The organism is Nostoc sp. DedQUE04, from assembly GCF_034530995.1.
In the GTDB taxonomy this organism is placed as follows: domain Bacteria; phylum Cyanobacteriota; class Cyanobacteriia; order Cyanobacteriales; family Nostocaceae; genus Nostoc.
Map to the genome: position 1 here is coordinate 1 of NZ_JAVRCA010000082.1, position 21,081 is coordinate 21,081.

Genomic DNA, 21,081 nt, shown 5'->3' on the forward strand with positions numbered 1-21,081 from the left:
TCCGCGCTTGGATGGCTCCTCAAGATCAACCCCACGAACAATTTGTATTCCCTGAGGAGGTATTACCACGTGGTAACGCTCTCTAATAGACCAAATATCTTAGGCGGCGCTGGACGCGACCAAGAATCCACTGGGTTTGCCTGGTGGTCTGGTAACGCGCGTTTAATCAATCTATCTGGCAAACTACTGGGTGCTCACGTTGCCCATTCTGGTTTGATTGTATTTTGGGCTGGAGCGATGACTTTGTTTGAAGTCGCTCACTTCATTCCTGAAAAGCCCATGTACGAGCAGGGCTTGATCCTGTTACCTCACCTCGCCACTCAGGGCTGGGGTGTTGGTGCTGGTGGTGAAGTTATCGATACTTTCCCCTACTTTGTTGTCGGTGTACTCCACCTAATTTCCTCAGCCGTCCTTGGCTTTGGCGGTATCTATCATGCCGTTCGCGGTCCAGAAACCTTAGAAGAATATTCTTCTTTCTTTGGTTACGACTGGAAAGACAAGAACAAGATGACCAACATCATCGGATTCCATCTGATTATTTTGGGATTCGGTGCATTGCTGTTAGTGTTAAAGGCAATGTTCTTTGGTGGGTTGTATGACACCTGGGCACCAGGTGGTGGTGATGTTCGGATTATTACTAATCCGACATTGAACCCAGCAGTTATCTTCGGCTATGTAATCAAGTCTCCCTTTGGCGGCGAAGGCTGGATTGTCAGCGTCAATAACTTAGAAGATGTGGTCGGTGGTCACATCTGGGTTGCCTTTATCTTAATTTCTGGTGGTATTTTCCACATTCTTACCAAGCCTTTTGCTTGGTCGCGTCGTGCATCCATCTGGTCTGGTGAGGCTTACCTCTCCTACAGCTTGGGCGCTCTTTCGCTGATGGGCTTCATTGCCTCAATCTTTGTTTGGTTCAACAACACTGTTTATCCAAGCGAGTTCTTTGGTCCTACCGGTCCAGAAGCTTCTCAAGCTCAGGCTTTGACCTTCTTGATTCGTGACCAACGCTTGGGTGCTAACGTCGGTTCTGCCCAAGGCCCTACTGGTCTAGGTAAATACCTGATGCGCTCTCCAACTGGTGAAATCATCTTTGGTGGTGAAACCATGCGTTTCTGGGATTTCCGCGGCCCTTGGTTGGAGCCTCTACGTGGTCCCAACGGTCTTGACTTGGAAAAAATCAAGAATGATATTCAGCCTTGGCAAGCTCGTCGCGCTGCTGAATACATGACACACGCTCCTCTGGGTTCTTTGAACTCCGTGGGTGGTGTGGCTACCGAAATTAACTCTTTCAACTACGTATCTCCTCGCGCTTGGTTGTCGACTTCTCACTTCGTACTAGGATTCTTCTTCCTAGTTGGTCACTTGTGGCACGCTGGTCGCGCACGGGCTGCGGCTGGTGGTTTTGAGAAAGGAATTAACCGTGATACTGAACCAGTGATGTTCATGGATGACCTAGATTAGGTTGTAAAGTTTATTTCATCACTGACTATTAATTTAAAGGCTCTTGCATAAAAGCAAGGGCTTTTTTTATAGGAAAATTAGTAATCTACTAATTAAAGTGAGCGACTTGCCAAGGTAACTAATCTATGAACGATTCCAATTTTATTGATGCTTTGCGATGGACATCTGAAGCTAAAGAAAAATTACAAAATATCCCCTTTTTTGTCCGCTCTCAAGCTAAAGCCAGAATTGAACAGCTGGCTCGTGAAGCCGGCCAAGATGTTGTGACTGCTGATTTGGTAGAACAGGCTAGGCTTGAGTTTGGACAATAAATCAGGAGTCAGGAGTCAGAATTCAGAATTGGTAAATACCTACCAATAAAGGGATAGAGTTTTAAGGCGAGAATATTCCAGTCAATTTAATTCATAATTACGAATTACGAATTATCATCAACTTCCTCCTACATTCATCGCTGCTAAAACAGCCTTCTGGCTTACATCTCTGTAAACGGTATTTAAATATTTCATTACCACATCACTCGAAGTTGAATTTACTGCGTTTTCCTCTTCCTTTGCTAGGGGAATCGCTCCCAAGACATCTAAGATCGTCTCGCTGCTAGACGGTACAATCACTACCAAGGATGACTCTAGTGGCTCGTTGTATTGCCAGAAAGAGTCAATTTTTACTGAATATTTGTTATTAGTAATTGACTGTTGAACATCAGGCGTTTCTGTAGTATTGGGTTCAATCTTGGCACTACGTAATTTACGCAAATCGCTGATAATTTGCTCTTTGGAACGTCCGCGTAATTGAAATAGTACAAAGGGGTCTTCACTGAAGCGATCGCCTAACTGATAGTATATCGCACCAATGTGTTTACAAGGATTTGCTTTATCAGGACAAGAGCATTTACTATGAACGTCACCAAGGGTAAATGGAAATATCGAAAGACCATTAGCTGTGAAGACTTCTTCTATATTTTGTGGCATTTCTCCTGCTAGTAGCTTGGCAGCAAAAATTGCCCTTTGTGACATGGTTTCAATTACATAACCCCACTGTTCATCGGTAAATGGTTCAAGGGAAAGGGAAACTTTATAGGGTTCTACTTCACTGCCTTGCACCTTAGCCAATACTTTTGCACCTTTAAATTCGATGCTCAAAACATTTCCTTGACGAGCATAGTTTCTCGCACGTTCTAAACGTTTTTTAAAGCGATAGGAATCTAGCAAGTCTAGCCATTGTTGTGACCACCATTCTCGGCTTGCTTGTAATGTGTAATTAGTCATGATTTTACCTTTAAAATTATTGGATAATATTGAAATTCAGTCATTAATTATGAATTTATAAATCAAATAATAGAAATAAGACTATACCGCTACAAGTGTTTATTCAAAACTTAAAATTACCCTCAGATAAATTAATGAGTGTATTAATCCAATGCAAATCATTTTTTGCATCTCGATTTAACCGCAGCATGTCGTGAAGGTTCATTACTTGGTATTGATATCTATTGAGTAAAGCGTTCAATGCATTAAGAATAGATGTCTGATCTAGGGAAGGGTAGGAGTGTTTTAGAACCTCAATTAACATCTGACTGCCGCGCTGTTCAAAGTGAGCAGATGGAGACATGGAAGAAGGATTTTTGAGGAAATAATCGTCAATTTGCATCATGCTTCCGCGAAAATTGTCCAGCAGTGATTGTGCATAGAAAAGTTCTCCACGCATGACTCGACGATATACTTCCTCGGCTTGTGCTAGCCCTTTGCCGATCAGTCGATTCACCTCATCAACATCTAGTGTAAACTCTAAGCCAGAAGAAGCTTCAATAACTTGGTGTATTAACTTTTTAGGATCGTAAATAACTTGAACAGGTTGTAAGTACCAAGGGGAGGGCTGAAGATTCTCTGGCTGGTAGTAAAGGACATCGATTTTATTGAATGGATGGAAGTGAGAGACGCAAACCCATCGAATTCCTGCTGGCCACTCGTTGTATAGCCATTCTCCCCAGTATTTAGGAGCAGAAAAACGCTCATCAATAAATTGCTCGTATAATTCTGGTTGAACAACAACTCTAAAATCAATATCAGAGAATTCATCCGTTGTCCCTGATGCTATAGATCCTTGAACGAATAAAGCCTCAACACCTTTCTTCACTATAAAATAATCAATGACTTTTTTAAGTAAATGTTGACGTGCTGAATTTAACTCGTCTGCATTAAGTTTCATCCTTCATCCTCGTCAATTACTGCGCTGCGATCGAGTATTAGTAAGTTACGAAGTTGGTCTGTATCCAATTCAGTCAACCATTCTTCCCCAGCACCCACAACTTGTTCAGCCAATTGTTTTTTACTTTCAATCATGTCATGAATTTTTTCTTCTAAAGTGCCTGTACAAACAAATTTATGTACTTGCACATTCCGGGTTTGACCAATCCGAAATACTCTATCTGTGGCTTGATTTTCTACAGCTGGGTTCCACCATCTATCAAAGTGGAATACATGATTTGCTCGTGTTAAATTCAGTCCTACACCACCGGCTTTCAGAGAAAGAATCATAATCGGTGGCCCTTGAGGATCGTGTTGGAAACGGTCGATCATTTCCTCCCGTTGTTTTTTGCTGGTGCTGCCATATAAAAAGAATATTTCTCGTCCTAACTGTTTTTCTAAATAGGGTTTAAGTAATTTACCCCACTCAGCAAATTGTGTGAAAATTAAAGCTCTATCGCTTTCTGCTAAAACTTCTTCTAACATTTCTTCTAGGCGCAGAAGTTTGGCTGAATTATGTTGCTCTAATGTCGCTTCTTTCAAATATTGGGCTGGGTGATTGCAGATTTGTTTGAGTTTGATTAGTAAAGCCAAAATCATCCCCCGGCGTTGCAATCCTTCAGCAGATTCAATCTCTACTAAAGATTGTTCGACAATTTGTTGATAAAGTGCAGCTTGTTCGCCAGTTAAACCGCAAAATACGGTCATTTCTTGCTTATCTGGTAAATCTTGAATGATGTCGCGATCGCTTTTCAATCGCCGCAGTATAAATGGTTGAACTAATGAACGTAACTGAGTCAAAGAAGCGGTATCACCATACTTTTCAATTGGCATGGCAAACCGCCTCTGGAAAAATTGCTTATTGCCTAAATACCCAGGATTGAGAAAATCTAAAATAGACCATAGCTCTTGCAGTCTATTTTCTACTGGTGTCCCCGTTAACGCAATACGAAATGTCGCTTCTAATTCCCGCACTGCTTTTGACTGCTTCGCCTCTGGGTTTTTCACATTCTGGGCTTCATCTAAAACAATTATCTGCCAAGATGCACTTTGCAACGACTTGATATCTCGATGAAGAAGTGAATAGCTGGTAACGATTAAATCATGTTTTTTTACGGCTTCTAAAAATGCTTTTCCTTTTGGACGTTTGTCACCGTGATATTGCAAAATTTTCAGGCTTGGTGCAAATTTATTGACTTCTCTTTCCCAGTTGCCTAAAACGGAAGTTGGACAAACTAGCAGTGTTGGATTTTCTAGTACATCCTGTTCTTTCAAGTGCAGCAGAAAAGCAATGAATTGGACAGTGTTATGGCAAATAATATTGTTAGCGACAAAATTGTGATGTTCGCTAACTTCAAAGTCATAAATCCATCCATCATAATCTATGTCCTCTATTGATTCTATCCTGCAATAAAATACCTCTTGGTCGAGAAGACATTGCAAAGACTGTCTTGTTAAGCTCAACTGTTCTACATCTAGGTTGCTATATGCTGACAAAGTTTGAGTTGTCCACTTGGAAGGTTTTAATAGCTGATATTGTTCTTGGGCTTCTCCACTAATCATACGGCTCATCCCAGCTATTACTCGCTGTAAACTATCTCTAGAAAATTGCTGTGAACCATTAATATAAACAGTGTTGTGCATCCCAAAATGCCGCAATGGAAGTCCCGTTGCTATGACTGTTTGGGCAACCATATCAGAAGCAGGAATTCCTTCAATATTTGTGTTGCTGACTAGTTGACAAATTCGTTCTAATTTGCTCTTTTTTTCTGAGTTATTAAAACCAATTTCTTGGATAAATCTGCGGGCAGAATTCCCTCCAATTACACCAATATAGTAAGTGCGTAAAGTACGAGTTCCATTAGTGGCACACTTCAGTTTGGGCGATATTCGCAACCAAATACCGAAACGACGCAGTAGTGCCGAAAGTTGCTGAATTAGTAAAGCTGAAGCTGTAGCAATTTCAATACTCCCCATACTCAAAACAACAGCAGATTCAGCATCAAAATAATTTTGTAAAAATATCCGCACACTATCTAAGTCTGCCTGCATAATGAATGGCGGAATAGATTTTTCTGCCGATAGTTTACCCCAAACATAACCTTTAGCTTCTAAGAATCGCCGATAGGCTTGGCTATTAACTCGAAGAGCAGAAACTCTGTTAGGGAAGATAGAGATATTAGGGCTATTAATTTTGAGGTTATAGCGCTTTTGAATGCGTTGGCAAGTCTGGAGTAAATCGTCTAATACTCTGGTATCTTTTTGGGATATTGTGACTCTTCCCACATCGGGTAGTTCATGCCCTTCAGCAATCTGCCAAGCAAGAAACTTGACTAAATCAGGGTCTTGTGGTTTTCCATTCCAGAGCGTTTTACCTGGGACACAAACGTAATCACCTACCTGTAAGTTATTTGTCCAACCTTTACTTGTTAGAAGCTTGTGACGATGAGTGATAGTGATATTGCTACCGTCTTCTAGCGTGACTTTTCGTAATTTCTCGCGGACTTGCTGCCGATACAACCGCCTAACATTAGCCTGGACAATTTTGCCAGTTTTTTCATCTATGGAATTAACTAGTAATTGCTCTGTGGGGTTAGCCCAAAATCCCTCACCGTCAAACTCAGTTTCTCCAGCGTGAGTTGTCCAGATTGTCTCGGCTGTGTGTAACAGTCCATTTACATCGATTAATGTATTATTTGCTACACATTTGCCCAATCCCATATCGTCTGCGAGACATGCCCCCAAACCCCAACGTTCCAAGAAGGACAGCCAAGCAGCACCACGTTCTTGATAAGGTCGCAACTGTCCTTTAAAGGCTGCTGGTGTGGGCAAAGGTGCGATCGCTTGATTATTTGTTAACGCTCCAATCAACTCTTGCAATGCCCCTGATGCATCAAAGCTGACCACTGGTAATTTTTCAATTACTTGAGTATCGCCTGTACTGAAACGCAAGGCATCTTCCAGGGAAAGCGCCATTTGGTCTTTGCGAGTGGTAAAAAATGTTTGGGCTGTTTTGATGTCCTGGGGGCGCAATTCCACCCACTCGCCGTTAATTTCTACTAGCGGACTATTTAAAGCCACAAGTTTATCAAACTCGGCTTTGGAAATAGTCTGTCCGCCAATTGCCAATTGCCATTGGAAATTTAGTAGACTCTGCAACCCTAAACGTCCCTGCTTTGTCTTTGGAGTTTCAGCAGTAATTTTTAAACCTAAACGGTTCGCCCATCCTTCGCGGTTTGCTAAACTGGGAGGCAAAATTACTCCCAAACCACTGTCTTCTAACCTCCAAGCTACAGCCTTGATAAACTCATAAGCTTGCATGGGGGTGATCCGAGAAGATTGGGGATATTCGGTTTCAAAACTGGGTGCGATCGCTGGATATAAACGGGAAGCTACCCCCAAACCTCGCAAAAATGTTTCTTGTGGTTGGTCAATTGTCCGATTTTCATAAACCAATCTTTCAACTGGATTGTTCCAAATAGTTGCCGCATCCACTAAAAACTCTGGATTGTCAGCCGCTTGTAGAAAATACGCCAATGTCCAATCTGTTTCGCCAGACTCTGGAGAACGCAGTTGAAAACAGGTACGAAATAGACTTTTAAGAGTTAATTGGTATTGTAGCGGCATAGTCCAAGCCTTTAATGCCGCTTCCAGTCGTTCTACTTCATTTGCATCTGCATTGACTATATGAGATGCAGTAGTTAAGGCTTGCAACCACTGTCGCACCCCAGACGGTAAAGATGCGATCGTTTTAGCTTCAATTGGAGGTTGAGAACCTACCATTTCTCTCACTTGGGCATCTATCGTACTGTTGAGAAATCCCAAAAGTAATTCTTGAGGTTCTGTGGGAAAGTCTACATAAAGTAGGGATTGGGAAAACTCCTCCCCAGTCCCCACTTTTTCTTGATAAGTGCGACAAACCAACGGTATATTCCCAGAAAATCTTTCTAGGCGGGTTCCATCTACAGCACTATCTAGAAGTACTCGCCACTTAGCAGCAAATGCACCATCTGATTGTCGGTCAATTGTTGGTAAAAACTTACACCGGGAGATTAAATCTAAACTCCATCGGGCAACCTGCGACCAAAAGCGTAAATCTCCACCCAAAAAAGCATCTTCTCCTTTCGCAGCATTTAGGGGAATAGCAGCGAGAAATTTTACTGCTTCGCTGGCGTTGAGACAAAAACCTTCAACTCGCCACGGTTGCAAATATTGCGGGGAGTCTGTATTTTCCCCTAAGCTAGCAGAATGTACAGGGAAAATCGCTGTTGTTCCTCGATCGCTACCTTCTGGGATATAAGTTGGTAGGGCAATGATTTGAGAGTGTGTTGGTAAAACGATCTCAGGCGCACTGGCCGCTTTGCGCGTTCGCCCAGTAGTTGCGATCGCTTTGCCCTCCGCAGGCATCACAACTTGAGGTTGGTGGATGAAGTTGGTAATTGCCATGTTCTGGGAACGCAACCACTCACTCAACTCAACTGATGTCATTGCCAATGGATGTACTGGGATATCTCCAGATCCATTAGACTCGAAATTCACTCGTGGCGATCGCCAAGTTTCCCCCCAAATAAATAAACAACCATTTTGATTTTTTAGTAACCAATTACAGTGTAAAATCGCCATTTGCTAACTACTCAGATTTTCCCAAAACTCTAGAATTAAAATCACAATTATTCTATTTTTTGCATCTTCTCAAGAAGGATTCATTGTCCAAATTTCTCATATAATAAATATTTCAGGAATTATTCCACATAAACACTGTTAATAATGAATTTTCCCCTAATTAAAGTATTAAAAAATGGGATGTTAGTGGAACTGGATTATATGCATCCTCAAGAACAAGAGGGTGTAAGAGCATTACTCAATGTTGTAATTATTGAAGGTAAAACTTATCCCCAAAAGCAACCTCTCTCTCCTACAGAATTTTCAGCTTACTGGTTAAGCAAGGATGCCTTTGTTGTCAGGACATCTGTTATAGATCCTACACACAAGCCAAAAGAAATATTAGGGGCGTTTTATTTAAAGCCAAACTTTCCCGGTCGGTGTAGCCATATTTGCAACGCTGGTTTTATTGTACAACCTGAGTTACGCGGTCAAGGTTTAGGACGGTTCATGGGAGAGGCTATGCTTTCGATCGCAGCAAACCTGGGCTACGAAGCAGTAATGTTTAATTTGGTCTTTGAGACTAATATACCTTCAATTACACTTTGGCAGTCGTTAGGATTTGAGATTATTGGGCGAATTCCGGGCGCGGTGAAGCTAGAGAATGGGCAGGTAGTAGACGCGCTAATCTTGTATCACACGTGTTGAACGACTTGTTTATCTTTGTATGTAACCCAAGTCAGCCATAAGGCATAAATGTTAGGATTGCCACAGAAAGAGAATAGCGAAAGAGAAGGAAAAAAAACTGAATGGCAGAAGTTGATAAGTCAATATCCTTCGATGGAAGGGATATTCGACTGAAAGTAGGCCTATTAGCTCCCCAGGCTGGTGGGTCGGTTTTGATAGAATCAGGGGACACATCCGTTTTAGTGACGGCTACGCGATCGCAAGCCAGAGAAGGCATTGATTTTCTTCCCCTTACTGTAGATTATGAAGAAAGGCTATATGCCGCAGGTAGGATTCCCGGCGGGATCATGCGGCGCGAAGGTCGTCCACCAGAAAAAACAATTCTCACCAGCCGTCTTATAGACCGTCCCATGCGTCCCTTGTTCCCCTCATGGTTACGGGATGACCTGCAAATTATTGCCTTAACGCTATCGATGGACGAGTTAGTTCCACCCGATGTGTTAGCAGTTACAGGCGCTTCCATCGCTACCCTGATTGCCCAGATTCCTTTTAATGGGCCAATGGCAGCAGTGCGGGTTGGTTTAGTGGGAGATGATTTCATTATTAACCCCACTTATGCAGAAACTGAAGCTGGAGATTTGGATCTAGTAGTAGCAGGTTCACCAGATGGCGTGATCATGGTGGAAGCGGGAGCCAATCAGTTGCCAGAGCGAGATATTCTCGAAGCGATTGACTTTGGTTATGAAGCAGTGCGGGACTTAATCAAAGCGCAGCAAGATTTAATCGCCGAACTGGGTCTAGTAATAGTGCAAGAAGCACCACCAGAAGTAGACCAAACCCTAGAAAATTATATCCGCGATCGCGCCAGCGGCGAAATTAAGAAAATCCTGTCTCAATTTAGTTTCACCAAACCCCAACGCGATGCAGCTTTAGATGTCGTCAAGGATGAAATTGCCGCGACGATTAGCGAACTGCCAGAAGAAGACCCAATTCGAGTTGCTGCAACTGCAAATAAGAAGGCACTTGGTAACACTTTTAAAGATATTACCAAACACTTCATGCGGCGACAAATTATCGAAGATAACGTCCGCGTTGATGGTCGTAAACTCGATCAAGTGCGTCAGGTTTCTTGTTTAGTTGATGTCTTACCAAAGCGAGTCCACGGCAGCGGTTTATTTAACCGAGAACTAACTCAGGTATTATCCACTTGTACCTTGGGTACACCTGGGGATGCTCAAAACCTCAACGATGACATGCAGCTAGATCAGCACAAGCGTTATCTGCATCATTACAACTTCCCTCCCTTCTCGGTCGGTGAAACCAAGCCAATGCGGGCCCCAGGAAGGCGCGAAATTGGTCACGGGGCATTGGCAGAACGAGCGCTAATACCTGTGATACCGTCAAAAGAACAATTTCCCTACGTGATTCGCATCGTGTCGGAAGTACTTTCTTCTAACGGTTCCACCTCAATGGGTTCAGTCTGCGGTTCCACCCTCGCCCTGATGGATGCTGGTGTACCAATTATCAAACCCGTCAGTGGCGCGGCAATGGGTCTGATTAAGGAAGGCGACGAAGTACGAGTCCTGACCGATATCCAAGGCATTGAAGACTTTTTGGGCGACATGGACTTCAAAGTTGCCGGGACGGATACCGGGATTACCGCCTTGCAAATGGATATGAAAATCTCCGGTTTGTCTTTGGAGGTTATAGCCCAAGCCGTCCACCAAGCGAAAGCAGCCCGGTTGCACATTCTGGAGAAAATGCTCGCCTGCATTGACACACCACGGACTGAAACCTCACCTTATGCCCCACGTCTGTTAACAATCAAGATTGATTCAGACATGATTGGTTTGGTCATCGGGCCTGGAGGCAAGACTATTAAGGGCATCACAGAGGAAACGGGTGCAAAAATTGACATCGAAGATGATGGCACCGTGACAATTTCCGCTGTGGATGAGAACAAGGCCAAGAGAGCCAGAAATATCATCCAAGGCATGACCCGCAAGCTGCACGAAGGGGATGTCTATGCAGGACGCATTACTCGGATTATACCGATAGGTGCATTTGTGGAATTCTTGCCAGGAAAAGAAGGCATGATTCACATTTCTCAACTAGCTGACTACCGCGTTGGCAAAGTTGAGGATGAAGTAGCAGTGGGCGATGAAGTGATTATCAAAGTGCGCGAAATTGATAACAAAGGTCGCATTAATCTCACCCGCTTGGGTATCCACCCAGATCAAGCAGCAGCAGCAAGAGAAGCAGCGGCGGTGAATCGGTAACTCGATTTGGGATTTTAGATTAGATTAAATCTAAAATCCGCGATGCCTATCGTGAAGGCATCGCCGTATGCTTTTCTAATTTGACAAATTACAAATTATTTTAACGACTTTTCTAGTGTTTTTGGCTCTGGTAGAGGTTGACCGTCAGCCAAAGATGATTCAATCAGCATTTCTAAAACTTCTTGAGCATTTTTGAAAGCTTCTTCGTAAGTATCTCCGTGAGTATGACAAAATTCTCCCCATTCAGGAAGACTCACAACAAAACACTCATCTTCATCAGACCACTGAATAATTATTGTGTAGTGAGAATTCATTCTTGTTCTTCCTCTTGAGCCTTTTTAATTTCTTCTAACCTTTGGAGTGCATTATTAACGTCTTTCTCCTGGTAAGCTTTAGCATCATTCCCGTCTTTACCTGATATAGTAACTCTCCCAGATAGCAGGGGATGATACCAATTAGTGTGGCTACCTTTTCCAGGACGGTATGTAAACCCTGCTTTTAGCAACAAGCTTTTTAATTCTCTGATTTTCTTGGGCATATACTCAGCTTACATTTACTCTCTCCACTGCTTTAACTTCTCTTGAGCAAAGTTTCGCACTTGTTCATCTGGGTCATTCTCTGCTTTGTCGCGCAACAGTGGTAAAGTCTGGGGATGCTGAGGAAATTGCTTGATAATTATCTCTAGTGCAATTCGTCGAGGATTAGTCTTATAGTCTCGCTTACGCTCAAAGGGGTCATTGACAGCGCAGTTGTAGTAAATCTCAAACAACTCAGGCTGATATCTGAAGTGTTTGGCTAATGCTTGGATTGCTGCACTTCGCATATTCCATTGATTATCAGCAGTGGCGCGGTCTTTGAGAATCGAGCGGGTGTCCGGGTCATCTGGGAAATTACTGGCTAATGCTTCGATGGCTACACTTCGCACATTCCATTGATTATCAGCAGTGGCGCGGTCTTTGAGAATCGAGTGGGTGTCCGGGTCATCTTTGAAATTGCTGAGTAATGCTTTATTCGCTGCACGCCGCACATTTCCATCATTAGCAGTGGTGAGGTCTTTGAGGAATGAGCGGGTGTCTGGGTCATCTTTGAAATTGCTGGCTAATGCTTCGATGGCTGCACATCTGACATAGTTTTTATTATCAGCAGTAGTGAGGTCTTTGAGAAACGAGCGGGTGTCTGGGCGATCTTTGAAATTGCTGGCTATGCTTCGATGGCTGCACATCTGACATAGTTTTTATTATCAGCAGTAATGAGGTCTTTAAGGTAGTGTAAGGCATCACGGTTATCTTTCCAAATTGCGGCGATTGTTACAACTGCTTGAATGCGAACTTCCTGAACTAGCTTAGTTTCTTCTGCTTTGTCATAGGTGTAATAATACCAGAGGTCATATTTTGTTAAGTCTTTTACCTTGCCAAATAATTTATTAGCCACTGACACAATTACCGACCGATTTCTCACCTCTGCAAGACACTTAGCCGCTAAAAACAAGTTGATAAATTTTTTATCCTCACCATCTTGCACCATTAAGTGATTAATAATTTCACCAACAAATTTCGCATCAATCATTCCTGCAATTAGCAGCAATACCTCATGCCAAGTTTCATCTTGCCAATGTTTGCCAAAAACTTCAGTTTTGAGATCCTCAATTGAAATACTGCCTTCCTTCTCAAACTGCCAGACAAACTCCCAAGCACAGAAATATTCTAAAAATTTCCGATGCAGAAAGGCATTGCTTGCTATCCAGCCAATAAACCATTCCAGCATAATACTCACGTCTGCTAAGTGCTTGACTACGAGTATATACACCAGTCTGAGAAATCTTTCTAGATTTCTGGGTTTTTAGGCAGTGCGAGTCTATTCATCCAAAACTTAAGATTATCTGAATTTATATGCTGCGATCGCACAGATGTGCAAACTGAAGATTTGTTAAAAATAACTATATACTGTGCATGAATATTAGGAATAATTTTATGGTTCTACAAGTTAACCCCATCCAAAAAGAACCAATTGTTACTTGGGAAGCACTTCCAGCCGATTTCATTTTACCTGACGATCCAGTGGAAAATATTCAACAACCTGCGATCGCTGCTGCGCTTACCGATGCCTTGGGAAGCACAGGACGCATCCAACCACAAATGCTGATTGGCTCTAATTTTGGACTTGTAGCCACAGTCAACAAAAAAATCGTTGTCAAAGCCCCAGACTGGTTTTATGTCCCTCAAGTGCAGTCTGTGGGAACAAATGTAGTTCGTCGCAGCTATACCCCAAATTTAGAAGGCGCTGCTGTGACTGTAGTGATGGAATTTCTCTCAGATACAGAAGGTGGAGAATTATCAGTCCGCTCAACTCCACCCTACGGTAAACTCTATTATTATGAAAAGATTCTCCAAGTTCCAACCTACGTAACCTACGACCCTTACGAACCAAGTATAGAACTACGATGCTTACAAAATGGACAATATACCTTGCAGCAAGCAGACGCTAATGGACGTTACTGGATTCCTGAGTTAGAGTTATTTCTCGGAATTTGGCAAGGTGAAAGATTATGTCAAACCATGAATTGGCTGCGCTGGTGGGATACCGAAGGAAATTTACTGTTGTGGAGCAGCGAACAAGCCCAACAGGAACGCCAACGTGCTGAACAGGAACGCCAACGTGCTGAACAAGAACGCCAACGTGCTGATATATTAGCTGCTAAGTTACGTGAGCTAGGTATTGACCCTGATGCGACGCCGATAGCGTAGCGGTAGCGAGTCTGCGAGCGTCATAGCCCATCGTAGACATCGCATAACCTCAACAAATGCTGGGAATAATAATTTTGGGACATCAGCACCAAAATTCTATGAAACAGCAAAAAAATCAGTTTAGCCATCTTACTGCGATCGAGAGAAGTTATCTATCATTTCCGGCACAGTTTTTATTAAATCAAAACCTTCTCCAAGGCAAAATACTAGACTTTGGTTGTGGCTTTGGTAATGATGTTAAAATATTGCGCCAAAAAGGTTGTGATATTACAGGTTATGATCCTTATTATTTCCCAGAATATCCTGATAATAAATTTGATACCATAATTTGCTTTTATGTTTTAAATGTTTTATTTACCGAAGAACAAACTAATGTCTTAATGGAAGTATCGCATTTATTAAAACCAGGAGGCAAAGCTTATTATGCTGTAAGGAGGGATATAACAAGGGAAGGATTTCGAGAACATTATGTTCACAGAAAGCCTACTTATCAGTGTGTTGCAAAACTTCCCTTTACTTCAATTTGCTTAGATGAGCATCGGGAGCTATATGAATATGTTCATTATAATCATCAGCGAAATTCATCTAATTATTGTATATTTTGTAATCCTCACAAAAATCTAAAATTATTAACGGAATCAGCAACTGCTTATGCTATTTTTGATGGCTATCCAATAAGTAAAGGTCATGTTTTAGTTATTCCCAAACGTCATGTTAGCAATTATTTTGAACTTCCATTAAAAGAGCAATATGCTTGCTGGTTTATGGCGAACAAAGTCCAAGAAATTATCAAAGCAGAATTTGAACCTGATGGTTTTAATGTAGGAATGAATATCAATCGATCTGCTGGTCAAAATATTATGCACGTCAGTATTCATATCATCCCTCGCTACAAAGGTGATACTGTCTTTGCTAAAAGTGGAATTAGGAACGTTATTCCTAAAAAACAATAGTTTTTCTGTAATTATGCAGGATTCAAAATTCTGCTGTAACTTAACCGCTTTCAAGTAATTATAAAAATTCCTGAAACATCATGACTTCCTCAAACTTATCCCATAAGGTTGAGATCATCTCTTAAATCCTTTGTCACATGCTTTTTCAGTACAACCTCTACTTTGTTATTCTGAGCATTACTGTAATCATCTCAACTACTGTTGCGTTTACAGCTATGGCAGCGTCGCTCAATTTCTTTGGCTAGCAAGCCTTTCATTTCGATGATGCTAGCGATCGCAGAATACGCTACAGTTGCAGCAATGGAAGCAGCAGAAATTATTAAAACCTAAAAATTAGGTTTTGTTGAAAATATTGCAAAATATTTCAGTTAGGCCAGATTATCTGGATCTATTCCCAGCGCTCTTAATTGTTTTGCCAACTGTTGAACCCGTTGTTCTGCAACATCAGCGCGTTGCGCTTCTTGTTGAGCGCGTAGTGTTTCTTGTTTTACTTGTTCTGCGGGCGTGAGATAGCGTTGTCCTTGCTCATCATACCAATACATCCATTCCCGCGTTACACCACAATAATTTCCCCTTTCGCAACCAATTCCCAAGCCAATTTCTGGTAGCCAAACGGGGTTTCCCTTTTGCAATTCATACTTACCATTAACTAACTTATGTACTTCCAGATGCGGTTTGCGGCGGCGGCGAGAGGAATAAATCACGTAATAAAGTACACCCAAAGCCTCATATTCATCCAATTTAGTAGTGTATTCCTTGCGATAATTTTGGGAAACTACTTCTAGGATGAAAATCGGTACAACGTTTTCATCCCACAGCACATAACTAGGACGCAGTTCCTCATCATAAAACCGCTCTACTCCTAAGCTCAAAAACCCATCTGGCACAATTGGCGGTTTATCAGGGTGATAATAAATACCCATATCTATCGCAAATAACCAGTCCATGCGCTCTGACCAAAGCATCAACAAGATCGCCTTTAACAAGCCTGGTATCAATTCTTGCAGTTCATTATCCACAGGCGTTTCATCAGAGTCTGGTAGTTCCTCGGCTGAAGGCAAGTACCTTGGCAAGCTGTACTCTAACATGGCTGGTTTTCCCAAAACTCAAAGGATATTTGGCTCAACAGAATTATAGCGATTTCTCCCCTTGCAATGTCATTAGTACAGGACTTACGCAACTGACATAAGCAATGACGTGCGGAGCGCGCCGACTGCCTAAAAACTAAGCCATTGACATAGCAATATCTGGACGTTAGTAGTCTGTCTCATTAATCACGAGACATAAACGAGTTCGTAGTCAGAACTTTAGCTCTAGTTTTTTAAGCACTAAAGTGCTTACTACAAACTCTCGAAATTAGCTTGACAAATTACTAGTTGACTACTGTATATTAAGTACTCGACTTACACTAATTGATAGTTTTTAACTACTAAACAATCTTAAATCTGCCGGAATCATGAGCAATAAAATTTATTTGATGCTTAAATTCTAACTGTTATAATCCGATTATCTTGACGATCCAATGTTTTGCTTTGACTAAGGGATACCACTTGTGGTATTGAGAAACAGACGAGATTCGACAGATATATTAGTTACTAGCTCGTTTCCTGGTTGTGTATAGCATTGCTTTAGCTAAAGTTGCTTCCCAGTCAAGCATACAAGCGTTTATACCCCACCAAGGATGTTGCTTCAGCCGATAAAATTTTGGTAACTCTTAACTATTAATAAATATATCGGTGCTTAGTGCTATTCATGCTTTATATTTAGCGACAGGGTGGTGCAAACAGCTAACTTATGTTCCAAAACTTAGAAGGCAGTGCCCATCAGGAGCAATTCACGCTTTGATACTATCAGCACGTAGTGTAAGTAAAGGTTAAGTTGATATTCAAACTAATAATTTTTGCTGAATTGCGACGGATAAAGACTAAACTAAAAAGTCTTGTGCAGCAAAACCTGTAGCTTTAAATGAAGTAATCATGTCTAAGGTTCTTGTCTCTGATTCGATTGACCAAGCTGGAATTGACATTCTTTCGCAAGTTGCAACTGTTGATGTCAAACTAGGTCTAAAACCAGCGGAACTGATCGCAATTATTGGTGAGTATGACGCGCTGATGATTCGCTCTGGTACGCGTGTCACTCAAGAAATCATTGATGCCGGCACCCAGCTAAAAATCATCGGGCGTGCTGGTGTGGGTGTGGATAATGTGGATGTTCCTGCTGCCACCCGCCGGGGAATTGTGGTAGTCAATTCTCCAGAGGGAAATACAATTGCCGCCGCCGAACATGCGCTAGCAATGATTTTGGCTTTGTCTCGCCACATCCCCGATGCTAACGCTTCGGTGAAACGTGGTGCGTGGGATCGCAATAGCTTTGTCGGTGCGGAAGTCTACAAAAAAACTCTCGGCGTTGTCGGTTTGGGAAAAATTGGCTCCCATGTTGCGGCTGTAGCTAAGACAATGGGGATGAAACTCCTAGCTTATGACCCTTTTATTTCTACAGAACGAGCCGAACAACTTGGCTGTCAGTTAGTTGAGTTAGATTTACTCTTCCAGCAAGCAGACTATATCACCCTCCACATCCCGAAAACCCCAGAAACTACCCACTTAATCAATGCCACAACTCTGGCAAAAATGAAACCCACAGCTCGGATTATCAACTGCGCTCGTGGTGGGATCATTGATGAAGTAGCTTTAGCAGCAGCTCTGAAAGCGGGTAAAATCGGTGGTGCAGCCTTGGATGTGTTCGAGTCAGAACCACTGGGTGAATCGGAATTGCGATCGCTAGGCAAAGAAGTTATCCTCACCCCCCACTTGGGAGCCTCTACGGCAGAAGCTCAAGTGAATGTGGCTATTGATGTTGCCGAACAAATTCGGGATGTACTTTTAGGACTACCAGCACGTTCAGCCGTCAACATTCCTGGACTCGGCCCCGATGTGTTGGAAGAACTCAAACCCTATATGCAACTAGCAGAAACTCTAGGTAATCTGGTAGGACAGCTAGCTGGCGGACGGGTGGAAGTACTCAATATTCGACTGCAAGGGGAACTCGCAACCAACAAAAGTCAGCCTTTGATCGTCGCTGCCCTCAAAGGACTACTTTACCAAGCTTTGCGGGAACGAGTAAATTACGTAAATGCCAACATAGAAGCCAAAGAACGCGGAATTCGGGTAATTGAAACTCGCGATGCTTCCATTCGAGACTATGCCGGCACACTGCATCTAGAAGCCACGGGTACTTTAGGTACTCATTCTGTCACAGGTGCTTTGTTGGGTGAGCGGGAAATCCACCTCACCGACGTTGACGGTTTCCCGATTAACGTCCCACCCAGCAAATATATGTTGTTTACCCTGCACCGCGATATGCCAGGGATTATCGGCAAACTTGGTTCCCTACTCGGCAGTTTTAATGTGAATATTGCCAGTATGCAAGTAGGTCGTAAAATCGTCCGTGGTGATGCCGTAATGGCTCTGAGTATAGATGACCCTTTACCAGAGGGCATTTTGGATGAGATTATAAAAGTCCCTGGTATTCGGGACGCGTATACAGTAACACTATGAGTGCTGAGTGCTGAGTAAAGAAAAGTTAGGAGTGAATAGTGAGGAGTTAAAAGTTAAAAACTCCTAACTCCTAACTCCTAACTCTCAAACTTATAACTCAGCACTCACCACTCAGCACTCAGCACTCAAAGATGGCAAACACCTGGTGGGAAATACAGATTTTATGCGAACCAGACCTAGAAGATACGATCTTTTGGCGACTGGAAGATTTTGGCTGTCGTGGTACGGCTAGTGAAAACAAAGGAAATTCATCTTTAGTCAGGGCTTATCTGCCGACAATTCAAACACAGCTACTAGATTTGGCAGCGCTATCGCTATGGCTGCGTCAAGATGCCCTCTGTGTAGGGCTTTCATCTCCTTCACTGCAATGGCAGTTAATTGATGAGGAAGATTGGGCGACTAGCTGGAAACAATATTGGCATCCACAAGAAATAGGCGATCGCTTCCTAATTAACCCCGCTTGGCTACCATTACCAGAAACAACGGAACGGTTAGTAATTCGCCTCGATCCTGGTGTAGCATTTGGTACGGGCAACCATGCCACCACTCAGCTATGTTTGGAATCTCTGGAAATGCGGCTGAGTGGAGTTTCGCAGTCGTTTGTGGGTAATAGTGGCAAACATGAACATCTAGTAATTGCGGATATTGGCTGTGGTTCTGGTATTCTTTCCATTGGGGCGCTGCTAATGGGTGCCGAGAAAGTCTATGCAGTGGATACTGACCCTTTAGCGGTGCAATCAACTATTAGCAATGGTGTCCTGAATGACATTAGCCCAGAACGTTTACTACCTGCACAGGGAAGTGTAGACGTTTTGAAAAAACTAATTGAAAGCCCAGTGGATGGTATTGTCTGCAATATTTTGGCTCATGTGATTATTGAATTGCTTCCAGAAATGAGTGCGATCGCTAAACCTGAAACTTGGGCGATATTCAGTGGAATTTTACTAGAACAATCTAAAGCTGTTGCTGATGCTTTAGAAGAAAATGGCTGGGTTGTTGCTACTCTGTGGAAACGCAAAGAATGGTGTTGCTTAAATGTACGGCGTTCTTAATTCGGTATAAATTATCGTCATTCTAAATTATTCGTAAACAATTAGATCCCCAACTTCTCAAATAAGCCGGGGATCTTTAAGTAAGTGACATAATATATAGATTACCCACTATTGACTTTTGAAACTAGCGATGAAAGAACGGCTACAAATCCACAAAAAAGCTGACTCATCCGCTTATTCGTCAGAGCAAAGTCAGTTGCAATCGTATTTATTCACTACTCACTCTCAACTTGGCTCCAAGAAGCCTATAGTACAGGCAAAGGTAGAAAATCAGAAATTTCAACAATATCAGTTTGAGGCAACGAAACTCCAAATACAAGCCAAGCATGGCACTATCACGCCAGAGGGACAAGAACGACTCACTGTATTGCAAACAAAGATGAATGAGTCTTTGCAGCAAGGCAAGGAACACTCTTCGCAGTTTGGTCATAACTTGAGCAAAATGGCGATCAAACGTGCTGATAACGTGTCAATAGGAGAAATACAGCCAAAACTGACTATTGGTCAATCAGGTGATCGATATGAGCAAGAGGCAGATAGTGTCGCTACTTCTGTAGTCAACCAAATTAATCGATCTCCTCTGCAAAACCAGGATGCACAGCAGACAATACCAGCTAATAAGAACGAACAAGCAAAGTCTGAAGAAATATTAGCAGCAAATAACTCAGCAGATAAAAAACAAAAATTTTTACAAGAATATTCACTAGCCAAAACACTAGTTAATGGCATAGATGACACATTGCCACAAGATAAAATACTGGAACAACTTTTCAAAAACTTTGTAAATATCCAATTTCAATACACAATGGTGAGTAAGAGTCCAGAAACTCTACTAAAAGGCTCTCCAGAAGGAGATTGTCAGACATTAGCCCGTGCTTTTAAAAAAGTTGCAGAAGAATATTTTGGCATTGAAAAAATCGCAATTGAAAGTATCACCAAACCTTTTTTGAGTGAAGCTGGAGCTACGCCATATCAAGGGAAAAAACCTAATTGTGATGATGGAAAACGATGGTTTTTCCAAAACCATTATTGGGCTAGCTGGAATGGAAAAATTTATGATGTTTTATTCCTCAGCAATAAACGAACCGAAGCTGATATGGCAAAACAGGTGCAACCACTCACATCAATGTTGATGCCTGAACAAGAATACTATCAAACAGAAAAAGGAAAAATTGTATATCCAATTGTTAATAAGTATTCTACTGTAGATGTGACGATTTTTGAAAAACTGAAAAACTTTATTAATAATCTCGGTCGGTTTTTCTCCAACAGTATGAGTGCGATAATCAATAAAATTCGGTCTTTATTTGCCCAAAGTGGAAACAATACCAGTGGTTTGGATTCTCTAATGAGAGAACTGGAACACGACAAAAATAATAGTGCGATCGCAAACAACCAAACTCAATAATTCCAACTTGATATTGTAGTGTGGAAATTGCTCAAAAATTTTGGCACTAGGGGTACGACAAATCTCAGAGCAACGCAAACTTTGTTACCACCGCA

General features: G+C 42.2%; 18 protein-coding genes and 1 pseudogene. 11 read left to right on the forward strand and 8 right to left on the reverse strand.

The genetic code is table 11. The features are described 5' to 3' along the window. From RM049_RS34590 to RM049_RS34600, 3 genes and pseudogenes are all read left to right on the forward strand, one after another. Positions 1 to 86: pseudogene (locus tag RM049_RS34590) on the forward strand (photosystem II protein D2); the annotation flags it as partial. Continuing rightward, entirely contained in the window at positions 70 to 1,461 is a 1,392-nt protein-coding gene (psbC, locus tag RM049_RS34595) for a photosystem II reaction center protein CP43 (RefSeq protein WP_322707410.1), read from the forward strand. The pseudogene RM049_RS34590 and the gene psbC, both read left to right, overlap by 17 nt. A 125-nt stretch (positions 1,462 to 1,586) precedes the next feature. Then, the gene (locus RM049_RS34600) at positions 1,587 to 1,772 is read left to right on the forward strand and encodes a PCP reductase family protein (RefSeq protein ID WP_322671257.1); all 186 of its coding nucleotides are present in this window, start codon (positions 1,587 to 1,589) and stop codon (positions 1,770 to 1,772) included. Positions 1,773 to 1,889: 117 nt separating this feature from the next. On the opposite strand, the gene RM049_RS34605 is transcribed toward RM049_RS34600, so the two are convergent. From RM049_RS34605 to RM049_RS34615, 3 genes are all read right to left on the reverse strand, one after another. Beyond that, positions 1,890 to 2,726 (reverse strand): SWIM zinc finger family protein, encoded by an 837-nt coding sequence (locus RM049_RS34605; protein WP_322671258.1) that lies wholly within the window; start codon positions 2,724 to 2,726, stop codon positions 1,890 to 1,892. Positions 2,727 to 2,829: 103 nt separating this feature from the next. Continuing rightward, positions 2,830 to 3,666, reverse strand: coding sequence for a nucleotidyltransferase domain-containing protein (locus RM049_RS34610; protein WP_322707411.1), 837 nt, complete (start codon positions 3,664 to 3,666; stop codon positions 2,830 to 2,832). Continuing rightward, entirely contained in the window at positions 3,663 to 8,327 is a 4,665-nt protein-coding gene (locus tag RM049_RS34615) for an SNF2-related protein (protein ID WP_322707412.1), read from the reverse strand. The genes RM049_RS34610 and RM049_RS34615 overlap by 4 nt, the downstream gene beginning before the upstream one ends. 144 nt (positions 8,328 to 8,471) lie before the next feature. On the opposite strand from RM049_RS34615, the gene RM049_RS34620 reads away from it, so the two are divergent. Further along, positions 8,472 to 9,014, forward strand: a complete 543-nt coding sequence (locus tag RM049_RS34620) for an N-acetyltransferase (RefSeq protein ID WP_322707413.1) — start codon at positions 8,472 to 8,474, stop codon at positions 9,012 to 9,014. Between the two features lie 101 nt (positions 9,015 to 9,115). Then, on the forward strand, positions 9,116 to 11,272 hold the full coding sequence (locus RM049_RS34625) for a polyribonucleotide nucleotidyltransferase (protein ID WP_322699208.1): 2,157 nt from the start codon (positions 9,116 to 9,118) through the stop codon (positions 11,270 to 11,272). A 95-nt stretch (positions 11,273 to 11,367) separates the two neighbouring features. Here RM049_RS34625 and RM049_RS34630 read toward each other — a convergent pair whose 3' ends face one another. Genes RM049_RS34630 through RM049_RS34645 form a run of 4 tightly spaced genes read right to left on the reverse strand, consistent with a single transcriptional unit; the run spans position 11,368 to position 13,078 of the window. After that, positions 11,368 to 11,586, reverse strand: a complete 219-nt coding sequence (locus tag RM049_RS34630; RefSeq protein ID WP_322699207.1) for a type II toxin-antitoxin system HicB family antitoxin — start codon at positions 11,584 to 11,586, stop codon at positions 11,368 to 11,370. Next, complete coding sequence (locus RM049_RS34635; RefSeq protein ID WP_322707414.1) at positions 11,583 to 11,810, reverse strand: type II toxin-antitoxin system HicA family toxin; 228 nt, start codon at positions 11,808 to 11,810, stop codon at positions 11,583 to 11,585. Before RM049_RS34635 ends, RM049_RS34630 begins: the two co-directional genes overlap by 4 nt. 15 nt (positions 11,811 to 11,825) lie before the next feature. Further along, positions 11,826 to 12,494: a HEAT repeat domain-containing protein gene (locus RM049_RS34640; RefSeq protein WP_322707415.1), complete on the reverse strand. Its 669-nt coding sequence runs from the start codon at positions 12,492 to 12,494 to the stop codon at positions 11,826 to 11,828. Next, entirely contained in the window at positions 12,473 to 13,078 is a 606-nt protein-coding gene (locus tag RM049_RS34645) for a hypothetical protein (RefSeq protein WP_322707416.1), read from the reverse strand. The genes RM049_RS34640 and RM049_RS34645 overlap by 22 nt, the downstream gene beginning before the upstream one ends. 164 nt (positions 13,079 to 13,242) lie before the next feature. On the opposite strand from RM049_RS34645, the gene RM049_RS34650 reads away from it, so the two are divergent. From RM049_RS34650 to RM049_RS34660, 3 genes are all read left to right on the forward strand, one after another. Continuing rightward, positions 13,243 to 14,016, forward strand: coding sequence for a Uma2 family endonuclease (locus RM049_RS34650; protein WP_322707417.1), 774 nt, complete (start codon positions 13,243 to 13,245; stop codon positions 14,014 to 14,016). 98 nt (positions 14,017 to 14,114) lie between these two features. Further along, positions 14,115 to 14,969: a bifunctional class I SAM-dependent methyltransferase/HIT family protein gene (locus RM049_RS34655; RefSeq protein ID WP_322707418.1), complete on the forward strand. Its 855-nt coding sequence runs from the start codon at positions 14,115 to 14,117 to the stop codon at positions 14,967 to 14,969. A gap of 201 nt (positions 14,970 to 15,170) precedes the next feature. Beyond that, positions 15,171 to 15,299: a hypothetical protein gene (locus RM049_RS34660; RefSeq protein ID WP_322686907.1), complete on the forward strand. Its 129-nt coding sequence runs from the start codon at positions 15,171 to 15,173 to the stop codon at positions 15,297 to 15,299. Between the two features lie 38 nt (positions 15,300 to 15,337). Here the strand turns inward: RM049_RS34660 and RM049_RS34665 are convergent, their stop codons facing one another. Further along, the gene (locus RM049_RS34665) at positions 15,338 to 16,057 is read right to left on the reverse strand and encodes a Uma2 family endonuclease (RefSeq protein WP_322707419.1); all 720 of its coding nucleotides are present in this window, start codon (positions 16,055 to 16,057) and stop codon (positions 15,338 to 15,340) included. A gap of 888 nt (positions 16,058 to 16,945) precedes the next feature. On the opposite strand from RM049_RS34665, the gene serA reads away from it, so the two are divergent. The 3 genes from serA (at position 16,946) to RM049_RS34680 (ending at position 20,986) form a co-directional block, all read left to right on the forward strand. Then, a complete protein-coding gene (gene serA, locus RM049_RS34670; RefSeq protein ID WP_292723199.1) occupies positions 16,946 to 18,526 on the forward strand; it encodes a phosphoglycerate dehydrogenase in 1,581 nt (526 codons plus the stop codon). Between the two features lie 131 nt (positions 18,527 to 18,657). Beyond that, positions 18,658 to 19,578: a 50S ribosomal protein L11 methyltransferase gene (gene prmA / locus RM049_RS34675; RefSeq protein WP_322707420.1), complete on the forward strand. Its 921-nt coding sequence runs from the start codon at positions 18,658 to 18,660 to the stop codon at positions 19,576 to 19,578. Positions 19,579 to 19,708: 130 nt separating this feature from the next. Then, complete coding sequence (locus RM049_RS34680; protein ID WP_322707421.1) at positions 19,709 to 20,986, forward strand: hypothetical protein; 1,278 nt, start codon at positions 19,709 to 19,711, stop codon at positions 20,984 to 20,986. The last annotated feature ends 95 nt before the right edge of the window (positions 20,987 to 21,081 follow it).